Annotated in this window: 15 protein-coding genes; 14 read left to right on the top strand and 1 reads right to left on the bottom strand. The window is 73.5% G+C overall.

The window, feature by feature from the left end; translation table 11 throughout:
* Window positions 1-405 precede the first annotated feature (405 nt).
* The 14 genes from ACRAS8_RS13005 (at window position 406) to ACRAS8_RS12940 (ending at window position 12,971) form a co-directional block, all read left to right on the top strand.
* Entirely contained in the window at window positions 406-1,770 is a 1,365-nt protein-coding gene (locus tag ACRAS8_RS13005) for a hypothetical protein (protein ID WP_438486085.1), read from the top strand.
* A gap of 107 nt (window positions 1,771-1,877) precedes the next feature.
* Window positions 1,878-2,597 (top strand): Flp pilus assembly protein CpaB, encoded by a 720-nt coding sequence (gene cpaB / locus ACRAS8_RS13000; protein ID WP_438486084.1) that lies wholly within the window; start codon window positions 1,878-1,880, stop codon window positions 2,595-2,597.
* A gap of 13 nt (window positions 2,598-2,610) precedes the next feature.
* The gene (locus tag ACRAS8_RS12995) at window positions 2,611-4,050 is read left to right on the top strand and encodes an AAA family ATPase (protein WP_438486083.1); all 1,440 of its coding nucleotides are present in this window, start codon (window positions 2,611-2,613) and stop codon (window positions 4,048-4,050) included.
* Between the two features lie 3 nt (window positions 4,051-4,053).
* The gene (locus ACRAS8_RS12990; RefSeq protein WP_438486082.1) at window positions 4,054-4,476 is read left to right on the top strand and encodes a TadE family protein; all 423 of its coding nucleotides are present in this window, start codon (window positions 4,054-4,056) and stop codon (window positions 4,474-4,476) included.
* Entirely contained in the window at window positions 4,473-4,913 is a 441-nt protein-coding gene (locus tag ACRAS8_RS12985) for a TadE/TadG family type IV pilus assembly protein (protein ID WP_438486081.1), read from the top strand. Before ACRAS8_RS12990 ends, ACRAS8_RS12985 begins: the two co-directional genes overlap by 4 nt.
* Window positions 4,910-6,250, top strand: coding sequence for a CpaF family protein (locus ACRAS8_RS12980; RefSeq protein WP_438486080.1), 1,341 nt, complete (start codon window positions 4,910-4,912; stop codon window positions 6,248-6,250). Before ACRAS8_RS12985 ends, ACRAS8_RS12980 begins: the two co-directional genes overlap by 4 nt.
* A complete protein-coding gene (locus tag ACRAS8_RS12975; protein WP_438486079.1) occupies window positions 6,247-7,194 on the top strand; it encodes a type II secretion system F family protein in 948 nt (315 codons plus the stop codon). The genes ACRAS8_RS12980 and ACRAS8_RS12975 overlap by 4 nt, the downstream gene beginning before the upstream one ends.
* Window positions 7,195-7,239: 45 nt before the next feature.
* Window positions 7,240-8,133 carry a DUF5936 domain-containing protein gene (locus tag ACRAS8_RS12970; protein WP_438486078.1) on the top strand — a complete coding sequence of 298 codons (894 nt, stop codon included), beginning with the start codon at window positions 7,240-7,242 and terminating at the stop codon, window positions 8,131-8,133.
* 585 nt (window positions 8,134-8,718) lie between these two features.
* Window positions 8,719-8,883, top strand: coding sequence for a Flp family type IVb pilin (locus ACRAS8_RS12965; RefSeq protein ID WP_018541830.1), 165 nt, complete (start codon window positions 8,719-8,721; stop codon window positions 8,881-8,883).
* Window positions 8,884-8,900: 17 nt separating this feature from the next.
* Entirely contained in the window at window positions 8,901-9,611 is a 711-nt protein-coding gene (locus ACRAS8_RS12960; protein ID WP_438486077.1) for a pilus assembly protein TadG-related protein, read from the top strand.
* Window positions 9,612-9,715: 104 nt separating this feature from the next.
* Entirely contained in the window at window positions 9,716-10,300 is a 585-nt protein-coding gene (locus ACRAS8_RS12955) for a hypothetical protein (protein ID WP_438486076.1), read from the top strand.
* Between the two features lie 10 nt (window positions 10,301-10,310).
* Window positions 10,311-10,913 (top strand): OmpA family protein, encoded by a 603-nt coding sequence (locus ACRAS8_RS12950; RefSeq protein WP_438486075.1) that lies wholly within the window; start codon window positions 10,311-10,313, stop codon window positions 10,911-10,913.
* A gap of 137 nt (window positions 10,914-11,050) precedes the next feature.
* Entirely contained in the window at window positions 11,051-11,635 is a 585-nt protein-coding gene (locus tag ACRAS8_RS12945; protein ID WP_438486074.1) for a TetR/AcrR family transcriptional regulator, read from the top strand.
* Window positions 11,636-11,753: 118 nt separating this feature from the next.
* Entirely contained in the window at window positions 11,754-12,971 is a 1,218-nt protein-coding gene (locus tag ACRAS8_RS12940; protein WP_438486073.1) for a Cmx/CmrA family chloramphenicol efflux MFS transporter, read from the top strand.
* Window positions 12,972-13,015: 44 nt separating this feature from the next.
* Here ACRAS8_RS12940 and ACRAS8_RS12935 read toward each other — a convergent pair whose 3' ends face one another.
* Complete coding sequence (locus tag ACRAS8_RS12935; RefSeq protein ID WP_438486072.1) at window positions 13,016-13,399, bottom strand: DUF192 domain-containing protein; 384 nt, start codon at window positions 13,397-13,399, stop codon at window positions 13,016-13,018.
* Window positions 13,400-13,436 lie beyond the last annotated feature (37 nt).

Genomic DNA, 13,436 nt, shown 5'->3' with positions numbered 1-13,436 from the left:
CCGTCCGCGGACGCGTCTCGTCCCTGCCGCAACGGCCTGGTCCGGACCGGTCGTTCGTCCTGTCGTCGCTGTTCCAAGGCGTGCGCGAACCACGACTGCCTCCGTGTGGGGGGTGTTGGGGAGTGGTGCGGGTGCGCGCTCAGGGGCCCCTGGGCTTGCCGTACAAGGTGGTCCAGACCAATAAACCGTGTCAAGGGCCCGGCGGGAAGCGGGTGTTCCGATGGTCGCGGCTTGTGCGGAATGCGGGTTTCCCGGTGGACCGGCGGGCAAGACGAGTAGCCCAGAACGTGTTCTCCGGGACGTATCTCTGTGGATAAAGTGCAGAGCGTATGGCGCCGATGGCGCAGAGCTGTGCCGATCCGCGGTCCCGGGTGCCCCGGAGGCCGGAAGGAGTGGGGGAGCGACGTGCCGACCGCGATTGCAGTCACCAGCCCGGACCTCGCGCTGCCCGCCCCCGAACTCCCCTCCTGGGACGGGAGGGTAGGCGCCCCCGTGGACCGGCAGACCCCCGCCGCGGTCGTCCTCCGGGCCCCGCACCAGCAGCCGCTGGACGACGCGCTGACGGAGACCAGCGCGGTCCTCGAACACCACGGCCATCTCGTCGTCCTGTACTCCGCGGCCTGCCCGCCGGAGCACGTCCGCCGGCTGCACACCCTGCGCGCCGTCCTGGAGAGCGACCGGATCGCCATCCTCCCCAGCGCCCTGCCACCACTCGGTGTCGCCGTACTCGCCCGCCAGCTCCGGCAGTTGTCGGTGTGCGGCTTCAGCCCCGGCGTGCTGGCCTGCGCGGCCCGGCTGCTGGCGCACTACGTCCACGCCGGGGCGCTGCTCGGCAGCGTCAGCGGGCTGGACCGGGTCGAGGTGGACCTGCGCTCCCATATGAAGTCCTGGCTCCCCGGCGCGCACTTCGCGGTCCTGGCGACCCCGCAGCCACAACTGCTCCACCTCGACCGGAACAGCACCCACGCCGGTCTTCGCCCGCCCGGCTTCGCCACCCAACTCGCCATGGCGCGCGGCCAATTGAACGCCGACTGGGTGACCTCCGCGCTCGCCCCGGCCTGGCAGGTGCAGGGCGTCCACGAGGCGCGGCTGCCCACCGAGTCCGCCCGCTGGTGGGGCACCCAGAAGCTGATCGAGTTCGTCGCCGCCATCCCCGATCCGGCGCTGCTCAGCCGCCTGGTGGCGTCCGTCCGGCGGGAGGAGTGCGGCTGGTGCGGCCAGGAGGTCATCGGCGAGCGCTGCGCGTTCTGCGCGGCACCGCTGGCCCGGGACCGGGCGGGCGGCGGCTCCTCCGGGCGGGCACCCGCCGCCATAGCCGGGGCGCCGGCCGCGGTCGCGGCGCCGGCGCCCGCCCCCGCCGCGGGCCCGCCCGCGGCCCCCGCGCCGCCCGCCGCCGCGCCCGAACCGCCCGGCGGCTCGCCGCTGTGGCAGCGCGGCCTGTCACCCGTGGCGCCGTCCGGCGTGCCCGGGGTCGTCGGCATCACGGGAACGCCGGGGCCGCCGGGTGCACCGCCGGTCGCCGGCCCGCTCCAGGGCGCCGGGCCGCCCTGCACCACCGGCGTCCCGGGCATCACGGGACTTTGCGGTGGCGCCACCGGTGTCCGCGGCGGCCCCGGCCCGCTCGACGTCCGCGGACCGGGCGCCATGGCCGGCGCGGCCCCGCGTCCGGCCGGTCCGCCGCCCGGCCCGCCCGGCCACCCGGACCCACCGGGCCACCCCGACCTGCGCACCCTCCCCGGCGGCGGGCGGACGGTGGCCCACGTGCGCTGACCCCGAGCCCGTGCCATGACTCCGCGCCCGGCCCGCCGGTCCCGCCCGCGCCCGGCCGCCACCCACCCCGACCGCCCCGCCCCCGTCCCGATCGAGGTCCCCCGCCCATGAACTCACGCCAGCGCCGTGGAGTGATCCTGCTGCTCCTGTCCGTCCTGTGTGCGGTCGGCGCCTTCGTCGGCGTGCTGTCGGTGATCAGGAACGTCGAGTCGAAGACCGGGCAGGAGCGGACCGCCTACCGGCTCCGGACGGACGTCGCGGCCTATAAACCGCTGGATCCGGGGCAGTTCGAAGAGGTGAGGATTCCGCAGCGGTGGCTGCCGCCCACCGCGGTGACCGACCTGGACAAGGTCAGCGGCAAGATCGCGGTGACCCCGCTCAAGAGGGGCTCGCTCCTCCAGGACGACATGATCGTCGACCGGCCGGCGCTCAAGCCCGGCCAGCAGGAGATCGCCATCATGATCGACGCCGCCACCGGCGTGGCCGGCAAGATCACCCCCGGGTCCCGGGTCAACATCTTCGCCACCTTCGACGGCCGCCGCCCCGAGGACAAGCCGGTCTCCAAGGTCATCGTCGCCGGCGCCCAGGTCATCGACGTCGGCAAGCTGACCCCGCTGGAGGCCAAGGACCCCGGCAGCCCCACCGCCACCAGCCGCCAGCCCGGCCAGGCCGTCCCGATCACCTTCGCACTGGACACCCAGGACGCCCAACGCGTCGCCTACGCCGAGTCGTTCGCCTCCCATGTGCGGCTCGCCCTGCTCGCCCCCGGCACCCGGACCACCCTCCCGCCCGGCGAGCGCACCTACACCCTCGACGGCGACAAGTGACCCGGAGGCCCAGGTGACCATCCGCATCCTCCCGGCCGTCGGCGACCCGGACGCCGCCCGGGCCGTCGCCGCCCTCCTCGGCCAACTCCCGGACGCCGAGCCGGCACCCGCCGTCGCCGACGGCACCGCGCTGCTCAACGCCCTGGCCGGGGCCGCCGGACCGGCCGCCCAACCGTCGCCGGCCCCCGCCGGGGCCCCGCCCGCCGGACCGGCCGCCGCCGTCCAGGCGCTCCCCGAGGTCGTCCTCGTCCACGAGCGGATCGGCCCGCAGCCCGCGCTGGAGCTGATCCGCGAGGTGGCGCTCCGCTTCCCCGCCGTCGGCGTCGTCCTGATCACCGCCGACGCCGGCCCGGCCCTGTTCTCGGCCGCGATGGACGCCGGCGCCCGCGGCATTGTCGGACTGCCCCTGGGCTACGACGAACTGGCCGCCCGGGTGCAGGCCGCGGCCCAGTGGGCGACGGGGGTGCGCGCCCACCTGGGGGGCAACCCGGACGCGCTGCCCGCGCCGACCGGCACCCTCGTCACCGTCACCGGCGCCAAGGGCGGCGTCGGAACCACCGTCACCGCCGTCCACCTCGCGCTCGCCGCGCGGGCCGCCGGCGCCCGGGTCGCGCTGGTCGACCTCGACCTCCAGTCCGGCGACATCGGCTCCTATCTGGACGTCCAGTTCCGCCGCTCGGTCGTGGATCTCGCCGGGATCCAGGACCTCTCCGCCCGGGTCCTCCAGGACGCCGTCCACGCCCACCACACCGGACTCGGCCTGCTGCTCGCCCCCGAGGAAGGCGAGCGCGGCGAGGAGGTCGACGACCGGGCGGCCCGCCAGATCGTCACCGCCCTGCGCTCCCGCTACGACGTGGTCGTCGCCGACTGCGGCTCCCAGATGCAGTCCGCCAACGCCGCCGCCGTCGAACTCGCCGACGTGGCACTGCTGGTGACCACCCCGGACGTGGTCTGCGTCCGCGCCGCCAAACGCCAGGTGCGGCTGTGGGACCGGCTGCGGATCCGCAAGGCCGAGGACACCATCACCGTCGTCAACCGCCTCACCCGCCACACCGAGATCCAGCCGGCGCTGGTCGCCAAGGCCACCGGCACCCGGGTCGCCCGCACCCCGGTCCCGGCCGCCTTCAAGGAACTCCAGCCCTGCGTCGACGCGGGCCGGATGCAGGACCTCGACGCCCGCTCGACGGTCCGCACGGCCCTGTGGGAACTCGCCGGCGAACTGGGCCTGGCCGGCCCGCCGGCCGCCGCCGGGGCGGGCCGCGGCGGCCACCGCAACCGCCCCATGCTCACCGGGCGCAAGCGCAAGGCCCTCACCACCGGGGCGGCACCCACATCCGGGACGGGCCAGGGGCCGGCACCGGGGCCGGGGACGTTCGGCACCCGGCACGGCGCCCCGGCGGGACCCGGCGCCCCCGGCACGTTCGACCCGGCCGGCCCCTACGAGGAGGGCTGAGCGATGCGGCGTCCCGCAGGGCCCGGCCCGGCGCCGGGCGGCCGCCCCAGCGATCACGACCGCGACCGCGGCCAGGTCTCGGTCGAGTTCCTCGGCCTGCTCCCGCTGATCCTCGTCGTGCTCGCCCTGCTCTGGCAGTTCGTGCTGGTCGGCTACACCTACGCGCTCGCCGCGCACGCCGCCGACCGGGGCGCGCGGACCGCCGCCGCCACCGAGGGCGGCGGCGCCGGCGCCTGCCGCACCGCCGCCGCCCACCAGCTCCCGCACGCCTGGCAGAGCGGCTCCAGCACCGACTGCGGCACCGCCCCTGGCCTGTGGAAGGCGACGGTCCGGATCAAGGTCCCGGTGCTCTTCCCCGGCGCCGGCACTTTCCCGTGGACGGTCACCGGTACCGCGGGCGCCGCCAAGGAGGCAGCGGCCCGATGATCCGCCGACCCCCCGCCCGCCCCCGGACCTGCGACCGAGGCTCCGCCTCCCTGGAGTTCCTCGGCGTCCTCCCGGTCCTGCTGCTCGTCGCCCTCGCCGCCGTCCAACTGGGCCTGGCCGCCTACGCCGCCCAACAGGCCGGCACCGCTGCCCGCGCCGCCGCCCGCACCGCCGCGATGGACCCCACCGACCAGGAGACCGACCCGCAGACCGCCGGCCGGGCCGCGATCAGTGACTGGGTCGCCCACCGCGCCTCGATCACCGTCGCCGGCTCCGGCGACACGGTCAGCGCCACCGCCACCGTCCAGATCCCCTCGATCCTCCCCGGCGCCGACTTCGGCTCCGCGCGCCGCAGCGCCACCATGCCCCGCCCCGAAGGAGCCCCTGGAGCGCCGGCACAACCACCACGGACAACGACAGGAGCACCCCCGCGATGAGCCTCAAAGCCAGGATCGTCGCACCCGAACAGGCCGGCGAGGACCACCAGGACGGCCACCTCGTCGCCGTCTACCGCGCCAAGCTGCTGGAGGAGATCGACCTCGCCGAGATGTCCTCGCTGACCGCCGCCGAGCGCCGCTCCCGGCTGGAACGCGTCCTCGGCCACCTCATCAGCCGCGAGGGCCCGGTCCTCTCCACCGCCGAACGCGCCCAGCTGATCCGCCGGGTGGTCGACGAGGCACTCGGCCTCGGCGTCCTCGAACCCCTCCTGGAGGACGCCTCGGTCACCGAGATCATGGTCAACGGCCCCGACCAGGTCTACGTCGAACGGCACGGCCGGGTCGAGCCGGTACCCGTCCGCTTCGCCTCCCACGAGCAGCTCATGCAGACCATCGAGCGGATCGTCTCCACCGTCAACCGCCGCGTGGACGAGTCCCATCCGATGGTCGACGCCCGTCTGCCCACCGGCGAGCGGGTCAACGTCATCATCCCGCCGCTGGCCCTCAACGGCGCCACCCTCACCATCCGCCGCTTCCCGCGCGCCTACACCCTCGCCGAACTCATCGGCATCGGCACCCTCGACGAGCAGATGCTGATGCTGCTGGCGGGGCTGGTGCGCGCCAGGTTCAACGTCGTCGTCTCCGGAGCCACCGGCGCCGGCAAGACCACCCTCCTCAACGCCCTCTCCGGCCTGATCCCCGACGGCGAACGCATCATCACCGTCGAGGACGCCGCCGAACTCCAGCTCCAGCAGAGCCACGTCATCCGCCTCGAATCCCGCCCGCCCAACGTCGAGGGCAAGGGCCGGATCACCATCCGCGACCTGGTCCGCAACTCCCTGCGGATGCGCCCGGACCGGATCATCGTCGGCGAGGTCCGCGGCGGCGAGACCCTCGACATGCTCCAGGCGATGTCCACCGGCCACGACGGCTCGCTCGCCACCGTCCACGCCAACAGCGCCGAGGACGCCCTGATGCGGCTCCAGACGCTCGCCTCCATGTCGGACGTCGCCATCCCCTTCGAGGCGCTGCGCGACCAGATCAACAGCGCCGTCGACTGCCTCGTCCAGCTCACCCGGCACGCCGACGGCACCCGCCGGATCAGCGAGATCGCCCTCCTGGACTCCCGCGGCCACGAGGACTACCGGATCGTGACGGTCTGCCGCTTCGAGGCCGCGCCGATGGGCGCCGACCGCGTGGTGCACGGCGCCTTCCACTACTTCCCGCTGCCCCGCCGGGTCGCCGAACGCCTCTTCATGGCCGGCGAGTCCGCCCCGCCCGCCTTCGGCGTGGCGGCCACCGACGACCAACTCGCCACCCGGAAGGCCACCCCATGACAGGCGCGAACCCCCTCGCCCTGCTCGCCCTCGGCGCCACCGCGCTGTGCGGCGCCCTCGCCGTCACCGGCGTCCGCCTCTACGCCTCCGGGCGCGCCCAGCGGCAGGCCATCGTCGACCGGCTCGACGACGCGCGCGGACTGCCGGCGGCCGGCCGGCGCCGCCGCTTCCCGTCCGTCGACCGCACCCTGCGCGGCACCCGCTTCGGCCGCCGCCTGGCCCTCCGCCTGGCCGCCACCGGACTGGACGTCACCCCCGGCGAGTTCTTCGTCGCCATGCTCGCCACGGTGATCGGGCTGTGGGTGGCCGCCCAGGCCGTCCTCGCCCCGTTCTTCGGACCGATCGCCGCGCTGATCGCGATCTGGGCGGCGTTCGCCTTCCTCAACTGGCAGCGGCAGAAGCGGATCGAGAAGTTCATCAACCAGCTCCCCGAACTCTCCCGGATCCTCGCCAACGCCACCCAGGCCGGCCTCGCGCTGCGTACCGCCCTGGCGATGGCCGCCGAGGAGCTGGAGGCCCCGGCCGGCGAGGAGCTGGCGAAGGTCGCCGGCAAACTCGCCGTCGGCCACTCCGTCGACGACGCCCTCGGCGAGCTGGCCGAACGCCTTCCCTCCCGCGAACTGGTCGTCCTGGTCACCACCTTGGTCCTCGCCAACCGCGCCGGCGGCACCGTCGTCGGCTCGCTGCGCAACCTCACCAAGACCCTGGAGGAGCGCAAGGAAACCCGCCGCGAGGTCCGCACCCAGCTCTCCCAGGTCGTGGTCACCGCCTATGTCGTCCCCGTGCTCGGCATCGGCACCCTGCTGCTGATGAACCGCATCGCCCCCGGCGCCATCGACCGGATGACCTCCTCCCTCCTCGGCCAACTCGCCGTCGTGGCGGCCTTCGTCCTCTACGGCCTCGGCTTCTTCCTCATCCGCCGCCTCTCCAAGATCGACGTCTAGGACATCGGCCGCCGAAAGAAGCCCAGAGAAGGAGAAGACGGACTGATGGCACTCGCAATCGTGCTGGCCCTCGCCCTCGCCCTGTCGGTCGTCGGCATCTGCTGCGGCATCGCGCTCTACCGCCGCGAAGCCCGGCTGCCACCCGACCTCGCGCTCTCCCTGGAGGTCGGCGCGACCCGCGCCACCGCCGTCGGCTCGGCCGTGGACCGCACCGGCATGCGCTACGCCCCCCTCGTACTGCGGCTGATGGGCGAGAAGCGGGTGGCGCGGGTCCGCCGCCGGATCGACCTGGCGGGCAACCCCGGCGGCCTCACCGTCGACCGCTACGCCGCCCGCCGCGCCGTCTACGGCGGCCTCGGCTTCTTCGGCGCGCTGGTGATGTTCCTCAAGGGCCAGCCCGTACTGGGCGTCCTGATGGTGCTGTTCGGACTCTTCTGGACGGAGGTGGGCATCTGGGCGGCCATCCGGCAGCGGAAGGACACCATCGAGCGCACGCTTCCGGACTTTCTCGATGTGCTCGCCGTCGTGGTGAGCGCCGGGCTCGGCTTCCGCCAGGCGCTGGACCGGGTCGCCGAGAAGTACGAGGGCCCCTGGGCCGACGAACTCCGCATCACCCTGCGCCAGATGGACATGGGCGTCAGCCGCCGCGCCGCCTTCGAGGAGCTGCGGCGACGCAACGACTCCGAGCAGGTCGCGCAGTTCGTCACCGCCCTCCAGCAGGGCGAGGAACTGGGCGCGCCGATCGTCGAGACACTGATCCAGATCGCCGACGACATGCGCCGCACCGACGCCCAGAACGCCCGCCGGCGGGCCGCCCGCGCGGTCCCCAAGGCCACCATGGTCGTCACCACGTTCATGGTCCCGGCCACGATGATCCTGCTCATCGCCGGCTTCTTCCTGGGCTCCGGCACCGACTTCGGCTCCCTGATGGGCAGATGAGCCCACCCCGCACCGACCCACTCACACCAGCCCCCACCCACCCTCTTCCCACCCACCCACGGGAGGTGACGGGCCTCTGGGGCAGGGGTGTGCCGGACGTAAAGCGAAGCAGTCCGGCACACCCCTGCCCCAGAGGCCCGTCACCGCACCCGACAGCCCCGCGCAGCGGCAACGCGCCGCAGGCGCAAAAAAGCGAACCCCACGGCGGGACAGCCGACAACGTGGGAAGCCCTTGCGGATGCACACCGTCACCCCGTCCGGATAAGCACGGTCCGCAGTGCACATTCCCCTCAACGCCTTCGCAAGCGCAACGAGTTGTGCCACAGTGGTGCCGCGCACGGGCAGGGACGCAGACGGCAAACCGGGGGATGCCGGAGGGAGCGGGGGTGGCTGAGGTGGCGCGCGGTGGCCGAAACGTAACCCCCGTTCCCTCGTTGGTGGTTTCGGACGAGGGGGAGGTTCGGAACCTCTGTTCCGGGAACGCCGTTCCGGCGTACTTTTCTCGTGTCATGAGCGCGGACGAGCGCACCACGGGGACACACCGGCCGAACCAGAGCGGGACGGCTGCCCATGGAGGGGAAGACGATGGCGAAGCGGTTCATGAGGGACGACCGGGGACAGACCTCGATCGAGTACCTCGGCATCATCGCGGTGGTCGTGGCGATCGTCCTGGTCCTGTCGACCACGGACTTCGGCAGCCAGATCGCCAACGCCATCGCCAACAAGATCTCCGACGTCGTCGGGATCTGACGCCCACCACCCCGCCCGTGCCGGCCCTCACCGCCACGCGCCGCCCCCGCCGCGACGCCGGACAGACCCTGCCGATCTATCTCGTCGCGATCGGGGGCCTGCTCTTCCTCGCGCTCGCCTTCTTCGCCGTCGGCCAGGCGGCCGCCACCCGCAACGGCGCCCAGACCGCCGCGGACGCGGCCGCGCTGGCCGCCGGCCAGAAGTACCGCGACGACCTGCGCAAGGGCCTCCTCGCCGGACTCCGCAACAGCACCGGAACCGGCACTGGCGCCGGCGCCGGCACCGGCACCGGCGACCCGACGTCCTGGACGGACCTCCTCGCCGGCCGCGGCGCCCCCTCCGCCGCCGCCTGCGCGAACGCCGACTGGTACGCCGCACGCAATGACGCCGCGGTCTCCTCCTGCACCCCCGACTCCTGGCCGACGTCGTTCGCCGTCACCGTGAAGTCCCGGCACGCGGTGGGCGATTCGGTGATCCCCGGCACCGCCGGCACCCACGCCTCGGCCGCGGCGAAGGCCATCGTCACCCCCCGCTGCACCGCCACCCTGCCCGGCGGCGGCCCCTCGGCCACCCCGACCCCGGCCCCCACCGGGACGGGCGGCGGCAAGGACACCGGTCCCGCCCCCCGCACCCTCGTCTGCGACGGCAAGGGCTGGACGCTCGACCCCGACCGCCCCCAGGACCTCCCCACGGCCGCCGACCTGTTCTCCGTACGCCTGGCCCGGTGACCGCCGCCCCACCCCGACCCCTCCACCCCACCGGCCCCGCCGCCCATGACCCCATCGATGACCCCCACCGACCTCCCGACCGCACTCAGCGAAGGAACGCATCCATGAGCATTCGGCGCACCACGAAGGCCGCCAGGGGAGCGGTCGCCACGGCGAGCGCGGTCGGCCTGGCCCTCCTCGTGGCCGGCTGCGGTGGGGACGACGGCGGCACCGCGCAGAAACCGGCCGACCGTAAGCCGGCCTCCCACAGCGCCACCCCCGACGACGGCGACGGCACCCCCGCGGCCGACGCCGACAAGGTCATCGGCGAGATGAAGGGCGCGGACGGCGTCGTGGTCACCCTGAACTCCGCGGTCCGCGACGCCGGCGGCTTCGTCACCGTCGAGGGCACCGTCACCAACCACGGCACCCGCGCCTTCAACGCCATCGACTGGCGCTCCAGCGAGACCGAGCTGAAGTCGCGTTCGTCCGTCTCCGGCGCCACCCTGATCGACAAGGCGGGCAAGAAGCGCTACCTCGTCCTCCGCGACACCAACGGCGAGTGCCTGTGCACGACGGGCCTGAGCGGACTGCTCCCGGGCCAGAGCCGCCCGATCTTCGCGCAGTTCCCGGCCCCGCCCGCCAAGGTGACCGAGGTCGACTTCCAGATGCCGACCCTGCAGCCGGCCACCATCAAGATCACCGATTGAGCCGCCCGCGATGACCGCCTCCCGTACGGCCGTCACGGCCGCTGCCGCGCTCCTGCTGGCCGTCGCCCTGACGGCCCCCGCCGCCCACGCCGACCCGCCGGGCATCACCGAGGACACCACCGCGCCGGTCCGCATCGACCCCACCAACCCCCATCTGCGGATGGTCCAGGGCGCCACCCTCGCCCCGCCCAAGGTCCTCAACATCAAGTCCGTGGTGGAGACCGACGACGGTTCCGAGAGTCGCCAGGACACCAACGACAACATCACCTTCTCGCTTCAGGCCGAGGTCCTCTTCGGCAAGGACAGCGCCGAGCTGTCGACGGACGCGCTGGCCCGGATCAGCGCCATCGCCGACGAGGTCAGAAAACAACACGCCACCCGGCTGCGGGTCTTCGGCTTCACCGACAACCTCGGCACCGTCGCCCACGGCCTGGTCCTCTCCAAGCAGCGCGCCAACGCCGTCCAGCGCGAACTCGCCGTCGACCTCGGCTCCTCCGTCACCTTCGAGATCCGTGGCTACGGCGAGCAGTACCCGGTCGCCGACAACAGCACCGAGGCCGGCCGCCGCAAGAACCGCCGCGTGGAGGTCAGCTTCCCCCGCAACACCGGCTGACGGACCACCACCGCCCACCACCACCCACCAGCGCCGGCCGGCGATCAAGGGAGAGGACCGAGTAGGAGACGGAGTACGAGACGGAGTAGGAGACCGAGTATTGGACCGTGCGATCCAATAAATGTTACGGTCCTTCCATGGCCCGACCCAGGAAGTTCGACGAGGGGCGGGCGGTCGACGCCGCGATGGAGGCGTTCTGGGCCGCCGGCTACGAAGCGACGTCCACCCAGGACCTGTGCGACGCCACGGGCCTCGGACGCAGCAGCATCTACAACACCTTCAAGAGCAAGCACGACCTCTTCGAGCGCGCCCTGGCCCGCTACATGGAGCGCAAGAACGGCGAACTCGCCGAACTCCTCGACAGCGACACCTTCACCGCCCGCCAGAAGCTCCGCGCCGTCCTCCAGCGCATCATCGACGAGGAGTTCACCCGCCACCCCGACGGCCGCGGCTGCCTCGTCGTCAACACCGCCATCGAGGTCTCGTCCCACGACGCCCCGGTGGCCGCCACCCTGGAACGGGACTACGGCCTGCGCCTGGAGATGATCCGTGCCGTGATCGAGTCCGGCCAGCGCGACGGCGACATCGCCCCTGACAAGGACTCCCGCACCCTCGCCCACCTCCTCATCGCCGCGGTTGGCGGCATCCGCGTCTCGGCCCGTGCCGGCGTCGACCGCACCGCCCTGGAAGGCGTCGCCGACGCCGCCCTGACGGCCTTCTGACGCCAGCCACCCGGGATCGACGAGGCGACCCCTCCCTGCTTGCAAGTCGCCCTGCCCCGCACCATGCCCAAGTTTTGAACCAACCTATCCAAAACTGTCCGACGTCAGGAATCCACCCATGCCCCTCGCCGTCCATCTCCTCGGCCTGGCGATCTTCGCCCAGGGCACCTCCGAGTTCATGCTCTCCGGCCTCCTCCCCAACATCGCCACCGACCTCGGCGTCTCCCTCCCCGACGCCGGCCTGCTGATCTCCGCGTTCGCCATCGGCATGGTCGTCGGCGCCCCCGTGCTCGCCGTCGCCACCCTCCGCGTCCCGCGCCGCACCGCGCTCATCGCCTTCCAACTGGTCTTCGCCGCGGGCCATGTGGTCGGCGCGCTGGCCCCCGGCTACGGCGTGCTCTTCGCGACCCGCGTCGTCAGCGCCGTCGCCTACGCCGGCTTCTGGTCGGTGGCCGCCGCGACCGCGGTGTCCCTGGTGCCACAGAAATCGAGAGGCAGGGCGATGTCCGTGGTCGCCATGGGGCTCACCCTCGCCACCGTCGTGGGCGTGCCCGCAGGAACGGTCCTCAGCCAGCACGCCGGCTGGCGCACCGCCTTCTGGGCCGTCGCCGCCCTCACCCTCCTCAGCGCCCTCTCCCTCCGCACCGCCCTCCCCGCCATCGCAGGCGGCGCCGAACTCCCCAACCTCCGCCGGGAGTTGACGGGACTGGCCCGCCCCCGCCTCTGGCTCTCCTACCTCATCACCACGCTGACCTTCGGCGCCGGCGTGGTCACCTTCAGCTACCTCGCCCCGCTCCTGACCGAGGTGACCGGGCTCCCCGCGGGCTGGGTCCCCGCCGTCCTCGCCCTCTACGGCATCGGCGGCCTGATCGGCATCACCGTCGGCGGCCGCCACGCCGACTCCGCCCCGCTGCGCACCCTCTCCGTCGGCGCCGCCCTGCTCACCCTGGCCTCCGCCGCCCTGGCCTGCACTGCCGCCGATCTCCCCGTCACCCTCGTCCTGGTCCCGGTCCTCGGCTTCACCGCCTACCTCGTCAACCCTGTCGTCCAGTCCCGGGTCTTCCGCCTCGCCCCCGACGCCCCCACCCTCGTCCCCGCGGTGAACACCTCGGCCTTCAACGTCGGCATCACCCTCACCCCGATGCTCGGCGGCCTGACCATCGACGCCGGCCTCGGCCTCCCCTCCGTCGCCTGGGTCGGCGCCGCCACCGGTCTCCTCGGCCTCGCCGCCACGGCCTGGGCCGCCACCCTCGAACGCCGCAACCGCCCCACCCCGCCCCCGCTCACCACCACCCCCCGAACCCCCGTCGGCGCCGCGACCCATACCGAGCCCTGACCCCAGCCCTCCCCCCAACTCCCCACGCCCCAGGGGCGATCAGGTCAGTACCACCGGTGCTGCCCCTGCTCACCCGCATCCCCGGTCCGCAGCCGCAGCCGCACCCCGCGGCGCACCTCCCACCCGGCCATTGCCCCGGCCTCCGCCTCCAGCACATGCCGGGCCCGCAGCCGCGGTCGCCCCAACCGCCCCGGCCGCAGGGTGCACACGTCCACCACCACCAAGTCCCGGTTCAGATAGGCCACATCGATCGCGAACCGCATCCCGAACGTGTGCACCCCGCTCGCCGGAGTCAGCAGCAGCGCCCCGGCGATCCCGTCCCGCCCCAGCAACCCCCGCATACGGGCCCGATGGGACGCCGCGATCTCCACCGGAACCTGCGTCCCGGCAACCTCCAGAACACCCCGCCCATCCACCCAACTCCCCATGCACGCCGTTCTATCAACCACCGCGCTCTAGGGTCGA

The sequence above is a fragment of the Streptomyces sp. S186 genome (assembly GCF_051603415.1).
Taxonomy (GTDB): Bacteria; Actinomycetota; Actinomycetes; order Streptomycetales; family Streptomycetaceae; genus Streptomyces.
The sequence above is the reverse complement of the archived record's forward strand: the minus strand, read 5'-3'. Positions and strand labels throughout refer to the sequence as shown.

Excerpts from the sequence above, each read along its gene's own strand:
- ACRAS8_RS12935 (WP_438486072.1), bottom strand. The coding sequence starts at position 13,399 with ATGGGGAGTTGGGTGGATGGGCGGGGTGTTCTGGAGGTTGCCGGGACG.
- cpaB (WP_438486084.1), top strand. The coding sequence starts at position 1,878 with ATGAACTCACGCCAGCGCCGTGGAGTGATCCTGCTGCTCCTGTCCGTC.
- ACRAS8_RS12945 (WP_438486074.1), top strand. The coding sequence starts at position 11,051 with ATGGCCCGACCCAGGAAGTTCGACGAGGGGCGGGCGGTCGACGCCGCG.
- ACRAS8_RS12990 (WP_438486082.1), top strand. The coding sequence starts at position 4,054 with ATGCGGCGTCCCGCAGGGCCCGGCCCGGCGCCGGGCGGCCGCCCCAGC.
- ACRAS8_RS12970 (WP_438486078.1), top strand. The coding sequence starts at position 7,240 with ATGGCACTCGCAATCGTGCTGGCCCTCGCCCTCGCCCTGTCGGTCGTC.
- ACRAS8_RS12965 (WP_018541830.1), top strand. The coding sequence starts at position 8,719 with ATGGCGAAGCGGTTCATGAGGGACGACCGGGGACAGACCTCGATCGAG.
- ACRAS8_RS12975 (WP_438486079.1), top strand. The coding sequence starts at position 6,247 with ATGACAGGCGCGAACCCCCTCGCCCTGCTCGCCCTCGGCGCCACCGCG.
- ACRAS8_RS12950 (WP_438486075.1), top strand. The coding sequence starts at position 10,311 with ATGACCGCCTCCCGTACGGCCGTCACGGCCGCTGCCGCGCTCCTGCTG.
- ACRAS8_RS12985 (WP_438486081.1), top strand. The coding sequence starts at position 4,473 with ATGATCCGCCGACCCCCCGCCCGCCCCCGGACCTGCGACCGAGGCTCC.
- ACRAS8_RS12980 (WP_438486080.1), top strand. The coding sequence starts at position 4,910 with ATGAGCCTCAAAGCCAGGATCGTCGCACCCGAACAGGCCGGCGAGGAC.
- ACRAS8_RS12955 (WP_438486076.1), top strand. The coding sequence starts at position 9,716 with ATGAGCATTCGGCGCACCACGAAGGCCGCCAGGGGAGCGGTCGCCACG.
- ACRAS8_RS12940 (WP_438486073.1), top strand. The coding sequence starts at position 11,754 with ATGCCCCTCGCCGTCCATCTCCTCGGCCTGGCGATCTTCGCCCAGGGC.